The sequence below is a fragment of the Micromonospora sp. NPDC049799 genome, from assembly GCF_040656655.1.
Taxonomy (GTDB): domain Bacteria; phylum Actinomycetota; class Actinomycetes; order Mycobacteriales; family Micromonosporaceae; genus Micromonospora.
In genome coordinates, this window is the sequence record NZ_JBFAMU010000260.1 from 1 (window position 1) to 6,995 (window position 6,995).

Annotated in this window: 7 protein-coding genes and 1 pseudogene; 5 read left to right on the forward strand and 3 right to left on the reverse strand. The window is 72.2% G+C overall.

All coding sequences use genetic code 11. From position 1 onward, the window contains the following. From AB0I76_RS19015 to AB0I76_RS19035, 5 genes are all read left to right on the forward strand, one after another. Positions 1-1,357, forward strand: a 1,357-nt coding sequence (locus tag AB0I76_RS19015) for a bifunctional 3'-5' exonuclease/DNA polymerase (RefSeq protein WP_357036892.1), incomplete at its 5' end; no start/stop codon positions are given. Between the two features lie 81 nt (positions 1,358-1,438). Then, on the forward strand, positions 1,439-1,936 hold the full coding sequence (locus AB0I76_RS19020; RefSeq protein WP_357036895.1) for a SigE family RNA polymerase sigma factor: 498 nt from the start codon (positions 1,439-1,441) through the stop codon (positions 1,934-1,936). Then, positions 1,933-2,970, forward strand: a complete 1,038-nt coding sequence (locus AB0I76_RS19025; RefSeq protein WP_357036897.1) for a hypothetical protein — start codon at positions 1,933-1,935, stop codon at positions 2,968-2,970. Before AB0I76_RS19020 ends, AB0I76_RS19025 begins: the two co-directional genes overlap by 4 nt. 652 nt (positions 2,971-3,622) lie before the next feature. Then, a complete protein-coding gene (locus tag AB0I76_RS19030) occupies positions 3,623-3,952 on the forward strand; it encodes a helix-turn-helix domain-containing protein (protein ID WP_357036900.1) in 330 nt (109 codons plus the stop codon). 150 nt (positions 3,953-4,102) lie between these two features. Beyond that, on the forward strand, positions 4,103-4,696 hold the full coding sequence (locus AB0I76_RS19035) for a nucleotidyltransferase family protein (RefSeq protein WP_357036903.1): 594 nt from the start codon (positions 4,103-4,105) through the stop codon (positions 4,694-4,696). A 1-nt stretch (position 4,697) separates the two neighbouring features. Here AB0I76_RS19035 and AB0I76_RS19040 read toward each other — a convergent pair whose 3' ends face one another. The 3 genes and pseudogenes from AB0I76_RS19040 to AB0I76_RS19050 form a co-directional block, all read right to left on the reverse strand. Further along, positions 4,698-5,588, reverse strand: a complete 891-nt coding sequence (locus tag AB0I76_RS19040; protein WP_357036910.1) for an amidohydrolase family protein — start codon at positions 5,586-5,588, stop codon at positions 4,698-4,700. A 20-nt stretch (positions 5,589-5,608) separates the two neighbouring features. After that, positions 5,609-6,418 carry a metal-dependent hydrolase gene (locus AB0I76_RS19045; protein WP_357036906.1) on the reverse strand — a complete coding sequence of 270 codons (810 nt, stop codon included), beginning with the start codon at positions 6,416-6,418 and terminating at the stop codon, positions 5,609-5,611. A 100-nt stretch (positions 6,419-6,518) separates the two neighbouring features. Further along, a pseudogene (locus AB0I76_RS19050) lies at positions 6,519-6,995 on the reverse strand (hypothetical protein); the annotation flags it as partial.

A 6,995-nucleotide genomic window follows, 5' to 3' on the forward strand; every position in this document is an offset into this window, starting at 1 on the left:
CGTGCCGGCCGATCCGCCGCCGCGCCCGGCGGCGCCGCCCGGCCACGGTCAGGACGCGCTCTTCGACGCCCCGTCCGGTTCACCGGGGCCGGGCATCGAGGCGCTGACGCGGGTGTACGCGGACCAGCTCGCCCGCATCGCCACCACCGAGCACCCCGGCCGGTTCCGGTTGCTGGTCGCCGCCGAGTCGGCCGGTGCGCTCATCGCGGTGGAGATGGGGGCCGCCGGCCTGCCGTGGCGGGTCGACGTGCACGACGCGCTCCTCGCCGACCTGCTCGGGGAGCCCTCCCCGGTCGGCGGCCCGCCGCGCCGGCTGGCCGAGCTGGCCGGGCGGATCGCGGAGGCGTTCGGCGTACGTCAGGTGCACGCCGACTCCCCGGCGGAGCTGGTGCGGGCGTTCGCCCGGGCGGGCGTGGAGGTGCCGAACACGCGGGCCTGGGTGCTGCGCGGGGTGGACCATCCGGCGGTGCCGCTCGTCCTGGAGTACAAGGAGCTCTACCGGATCTGGACGGCGCACGGCTGGGCCTGGCGCGACGCCTGGGTCTCCGACGGCCGGTTCCAGCCGGAGTACGTGCCGGGCGGGGTGGTCTCCGGCCGGTGGGCCACCCGGGGCGGTGGGGCGTTGCAGATTCCCAAGGTGATCCGGCGGGCCGTGGTGGCCGACCCGGGGTGGCGGTTCGTCGTCGCCGACGCGGGCCAGTTGGAGCCCCGGGTGCTCGCCGCGGTCTCCGGTGACGGCCGGCTGGCCGCCGCCGGTGGGGCGGGGGACCTCTACGCGGCCCTGGCGAAGGACGCCTTCGGCGGTGACCGGGCCCGCGCCAAGGTGGCCCTGCTCGGCGCGATGTACGGGCAGACCGGTGGCGCGGCGGTGCCGGCGCTGGCGGTGCTGCGGAGCAACTACCCGACGGCGTTCGCGTACGTCGAGGCGGCGGCCCGCACCGGGGAGGCCGGCGGGCTGGTCCGGTCGTGGTTGGGGCGGACCTGCCCGCCGGGCACGGCCGGGTTCGGCGACGACGTCGAGGGCGACGTCGGCGGCGGCGACCCGCAGTCACCCCGGGCCCGGGCGGCCCGGGCCCGGGGACGGTTCACCCGCAACTTCGTCATCCAGGCCACCGCCGCGGAGTGGGCGTCGACGCTGCTGGCCACGCTGCGCGGGGAGCTGGCCGGCACGGGTGCCGAGCTGGTGTTCTTCCAGCACGACGAGGTGATGGTGCACTGCCCGGCGGAGCAGGCCGAAGCGGTGGCGGAGGCGGTCGGCCGCAGCGGCGAGCGGGCGTCGGCGCTGCTCTTCGGCGACACCCCGGTGCGGTTCCCGCTGGACGTGTCCGTTGTGGAGAGCTACGCCGACGCCGCGTGACACCGAGCGGGGAGCGGTGACGCAACCTTTTCCGGCGACGACCGGTACTACCGGGTGACCGACTCGACGGAAGGGCGGCATGTGATCACACCGGAGGGGTTCGACGATTTCGTCGTGACCCGCTCACCGCGGCTGCTGCGCACCGCCTTCCTGCTCACCCGCGACTGGGCGCTGGCGGAGGACCTGCTGCAGACGGCCCTGGCGCGGGCATGGGAGGCGTGGCGGCGCGTCGAGGGCGATCCCGAGCCGTACGTGCGGCGGATCATCGTCAACACGTACGCCTCGTCGTGGCGGCGCCGGTGGCGGGGCGAGCTGCCCACCGCCGACCTGCCCGAGTCGGGGGAGTGCGCCGACCCGTACCAGACCGTGGACGATCGGGAGCGGCTCTGGCGGGCGTTGGGCGGTCTGCCTCGCCGGCAGCGCGCGGTGCTGGTGCTGCGCTACTTCGAGGACCTGTCTGAGATTGAGACCGCCGAGACCCTCGGCTGCTCGGTCGGAACGGTGAAGAGCCAGGCCAGCCGCGCGCTGGCCAAGCTGCGACTCGATGAGACGTTCGCGCCGGAAGGGGTTCGGCAATGAATCTGATCGACCTCAAGCAGGTGTTCGACGACCGTTCCGTCGGCGCGGCCGAGCAGTTCGTGCCGCAGGGGCGGCTGCGTGGCGTACGGACCAGGGTGGTCGCGCGGCGCCGGCGGCGGATCGCGACCTGGACCACCGCCGCGGTGGTCGCGGTGGTTGCGCTGGCCGTCGCCGTACCTGGAGGGCAGCCGGACGTCACCCCCGCTCCGGCGGTCAGCCCGTCGCCGGCACGCATGATCGAGGGATTCCCGGAGTACGCCCTGGGGGCGCGTGTCGTCGCCGCAGCCTCCGGGACGGCGCCGGAGCAACGGGTCGAGCTGACGGTGGTGCCGACGACCCTCGACCTCGTCGTCTTCACTCGCTGCGACGGCGCCGGCGAGAACGTCTCGATCATGCACGAGTTGCGCGTCAACGGCCGCGAACTGGCCGACGGCAGCTGTGGTGGATCGCTGCGCCCGCCGGACTTCGCCGGCCTGGGCGTCAGGGTTGGTGAACCCGCCACCTTCGTCATGAGGCTCAGCGGGGCAGAGCGGCAGGACGAGTCGAGCAGGGCTGCGGCACCGATCCCGGACGGTGCGACGTTCGGGATCGCGGTCGGCGAGCGGATCCCGTTCGACCGCTATCCGCTGCCGCCCCGGCCGTCGGCAACGCCCACTCCGCTGGACCGGATGCCGCCGAACTGCGCTCCGGCGGCGTGCGCCGACGCCGTCGTCATCCGCTCGGACCCGACGGACCCGTTGCGTCCGGTCCGTCAGACGGTGGCCTGGCGGACGCTCGCCCAGATCGACATGGTCGCCCAGACGCCCGGTCTGCTGCACGTGCGGGTCAACGGCGTCGAGGTCACCACGGGCGAGTGGTGGGACTACGGGACGAGCGGCAACGGCATGTACGGCGACAAGGACCACGGGTGGAAGAGCCCCTTCGGGCTAGACCTGCGCCCCGGTGACCCGGTGACCGTGGAGATCGTGCCCGAGCATGTCACCGGGCCTTGGCGAGTCGTCCTCGTCCCGGACCAGGCTGTTCCTGGTGGTTAGGGCCATGCGGCACGGGCGTCTGGCCGCTGTCCGGCACGGCCAGCGCCCTGCTGAACCGCAAGATCCGCGACCCTTGATGACGGTGCGAAAATCTAGGCTGGAACGACTAGATATCTTCGGCGGGGTGGCATACTCTTCCTCAAGTCGAGAGTACAGATCCGTCACGACGCAGACGGACCGTCCGGCCGTGAGGTCACGACGGACGGCGAGGAACGGAAAGATCTTCACCGTTCCTCGTAGAGGTGGTAGGAGCACGATCAGCCCCGATGGATTTGCGCGGGGCGCGCAGGTGAGGCCGATGCTCTCTCGGGGCTCCACCTGATGTTCGCCGTACGTGCAGGGGCCAGGAAGTCGCGTGGGCCCCGACGCTGGCGGACCGTACGACAGCAAGGGAAACGGAAGCAGAGGAAAGGGAGGGCCGCACACCGTTGGATCGCCCGCCATCGGCCGTCATTCCAGGCTCGGCGGACACCGCAGTTTCCATCGAACGAGAGGTGGTCTCCGGTCACGCTTATGCGATCCTCGCACCCGAAGCCGTCAGTTGCGGCTGGTGCGCATACGACAAGCCGACGTTCCTGTCGGTAGATGGTGTTCTGACCCGTAACCCTGGGCCCCGGCGCTGACGCGCCGGGGCCCTCGACGTGGAGGTGACATGACGCAAAACCCTGACGACATGTTCGGCGACGAGAACTACCCGGCCTACACCATCGGTCGGGCCGCGGAGATGCTCGGCACCACCCAGGACTTCCTGCGCCGGCTGGACGAGGCGAAACTCATCAACCCGCACCGCTCCGCCGGAGGGCACCGACGCTACTCCCGCTATCAACTGCGCCTGGCGGCCCGGGCTCGCGAGATGGTCGACCAGGGTCTTGCCCTGGAGGCCGCCTGCCGGATCGTCATCCTCGAAGACCAACTCGAGGAAGCTCTGCGACAGAACCAGACGAATGGCCCGCCCCGGAGCGGCGACCACCCGCTGGGCTGAACGGGATAGATACCTAATCGATGCGATTTGCCCCGCTACTCCCGTCCGGCCGCGTTCGTTGCAACCGGTGTGCGTAGGACGGGACGGACGGGCACCACGGTGCCGGCCCGTCCCACTGTGGAGGGGGCCCAGCTGAACCGGATCGCAGGAATGATCATCGCCGCGGGCGGGGGACGCCGGATCGGTGGCCCGGAGGCCCTGCTGCACCAGGGGGAGAAGCCCCTGGTCAACCAGATGATCGACACGATGACCGAGGCGGGCTGCGAGCGGATCGTGGTCGTGCTGGGCGCCGCGGCCGACCAGGTCCGCGAGACGGCGGACCTGACCCGGGCCACCGTCGTGGTCAACAAGGCCTGGGGCACCGGGGTCGGTTCGTCCATCCGGGCCGGCCTGTCCGCCCTCGACGACGAGGGGATCGAGGCGGTGGTGGTGGTCCCCGTCGACATGCCGGGCCTGACCACCGCGGCGGTACGCCGGGTGGCCGCGCTGCCGTATCCGGACGTGCTGGTGTGCGCCACCTACGGCGGGCTGCGCGGATACCCGATGCTGTTCGGTCGCCGGCACTGGTCCGGCATCGCCACCCTGGCCAGCGCCGATGTGGGCGCCCGGCCGTACCTGCTGGCGCACAAGGACCAGATCGTCGACATCGCCTGCGACTCGGTGGCCGACGGCAGCCGGGTCGACAGTCCCGAGTTGATGGCGCTCTACGGTCTGACCGTCCCGCCGCAGCGCGTCGGCGTCTGACCTATCCGTCCAGGTCGAACAGGGCGGCGGCGTTGTGCCAGCACACCGCGCGCAGCCAGTCGTCGCCCAGGTCGAGCCGGGCCAGGCCGGCGAGCTGTTCCGCGTACGGGTAGGGGATGTTCGGGAAGTCGCTGCCGAGCAGCACCTTGCCGGCCAGCCCCAGCGCGCGCAGCCGGGGCCGCTCGTTGGCGGGGAACGGCACGAACCGGTCGAAGAACGTGGTGAACGCCATCGTGGTGTCCAGGCGTACCCGCTCGTAGGACTCGGCGAGGTCGAGGAACGCCCGGTAGTCCGGCGCGCCCAGGTGCGCCACCACCGCGTGGAGCGCGGGGTGCCGGGCGAGCAGGGCGGCGAACGGATCCGGTCCGGTGTGGTCGGTGCCGACCGGCGCGTGCCCGGCGTGCGTGACCACCGGGACGCCCGCGTCGGCGAGCATCCCCCAGACGCGGTCCAGCGCCGGGTCGGTCAGCGCGAAGTTGCCCACCTGCACGTGGACCTTGAACACCCGGGCGCCGGAGTCGAGGGCGTCGGCGACGTACCGCTCGGCCTCCGGCTCGGGGAAGAACGTCGCCGAGGGCAGGCACCCCGGTGTGGTCGCGGCGAACTCCAGCGTCCACCGGTTCAGCTCCGCCGCCATGCCGGGCCGGTGGGCGTACGCGAGGGCACTGAACGCCCGTACGCCGAGCCGGCCCAGGTGGGCGACCCGCTCGGCGTCGCTCCACCGGTACCGGATCGGCCACTCGGTGCCGACCAGGGGCCCGGCCGCGTCGAAGTACGCCCAGACCCGGCGCAGCAGGCGGGGCGGCAGGAAGTGCACGTGCACGTCGGCGAGCCCGGGAAGCCCGAGAGCCCGCCAGAACGCGGGCACCTCGTCGTCGGCCGCCGGCGGCAGGTGGGCGTCGGAGAGCACGGTCACACGTCGATGTTGAAGCGTTGCAGGACCGACGGGGCGACCAGCCCGAGGGTGGCGAGCACGGAGACGATCGTCAGCGCGGTGCGGACCACCAGCACCTCGGTCTTGCCGCCGGCGCGCAGGGCGATGCGGTCGGGCAGGCTGATCATCGTCCACATGCGTCGCTTGATCGGGATCGGCCACAGGATCGGCACTCCGGCCCGGGTGATCATGTCCCCGATGATGTGCACGAAGCAGCCCACCCCGACGGCCAGGCCGATCATCGGATAGCCGCGGTCGCCGGGCAGGTTGGCGAAGGTGAACCAGGCCGCGGCGGCCGAGGCGAGGGTGACGATCACCCAGCCGGCCCGCTCCGCCCACTCGTCGAACAGGCCGCGCAGGGCCAGGCCGAACATGAAGAACAGGATGCCGATCACGGCCCACTTGCCGTACGCGGCGCAGAGCGCGGTGGTGCCCCAGCCGACCAGGGCGGTGAACGGCAGTGTGTGGGTCAGCGTTCGGTGGCCGTTGTTGCGGCGGGGGTCCTTGCTCAGCTTCGTCGCGTAGTAGACCCCGAGCGAGACCTTCTCCGTCACCTCGGCGATGAACAACGAGAACACGCCGAACGTGCGGGCGACCGTGGCCCCGCCCTGGTTGCGGGTCACCTTGCCGGACAGGTCGAGGTCCGGGAAGAGCGCGCCACCGGCGCACACCGCCGTACCGACTGCGATCGCCAGCGGTGACTGCTCGTAGTCGTAGAACTGGTTCAGCGCCCACGACCCGGTCAACCACACCGCCGCGCCGGACAGCGCGTGGGACGGTCCCATCATGTCGGTCACCCTTCCGGGGGGATCTTGAGCGCCAAAACTACGTCACTGTAGTTCGGCGCGGCGGCGCAGGGGCATCACCCGGTCGTCCACCGGGGACGCCTCAGGGCAGGGGCGTGAAGCTCTGCCGGATCATCAGGAAGAACTCCCGGTTGATCCCCCAGTCGAACTCCCTCGTCAGCCAGGAGACGGTGTACGCGCGCTCGGCGGAGGTGTTCGCCAGCAGCCGGGCGGTGTGGACGCGGTCCCCGGCGGCGTTGGTCCAGGCGCACTCCCACAGCGCTGCCCCGCCGAACATGTCCAGGGCCGAGATGTCCACCTTCCGGTAGTCGCGCAGCGCGCTGTCGGCCGCCGTGAGGCGTTGCTCCTCCGACCGCCACCACCCGACGGGGTCGGCGCGTCGCGGGCCGCTCTCCACGCTGAGCACGCGGGGGCCGCCCGGCTCGCGGAAGCAGGTCGTCGACCCCTCCGTCCAGCGCAGCCAGGCCACCGGCGCGGCGATCCGCCAGCCGGCCGGGTCCTCGTGCCACGTCCAGTTGTCGACCAGCCGCAGCGCCCCGGGCGGCGGCGGCACCGACGG

Excerpts from the sequence above, each read along its gene's own strand:
- AB0I76_RS19025 (WP_357036897.1), top strand. The coding sequence starts at position 1,933 with ATGAATCTGATCGACCTCAAGCAGGTGTTCGACGACCGTTCCGTCGGC.
- AB0I76_RS19045 (WP_357036906.1), bottom strand. The coding sequence starts at position 6,418 with ATGATGGGACCGTCCCACGCGCTGTCCGGCGCGGCGGTGTGGTTGACC.
- AB0I76_RS19035 (WP_357036903.1), top strand. The coding sequence starts at position 4,103 with ATGATCATCGCCGCGGGCGGGGGACGCCGGATCGGTGGCCCGGAGGCC.
- AB0I76_RS19030 (WP_357036900.1), top strand. The coding sequence starts at position 3,623 with ATGACGCAAAACCCTGACGACATGTTCGGCGACGAGAACTACCCGGCC.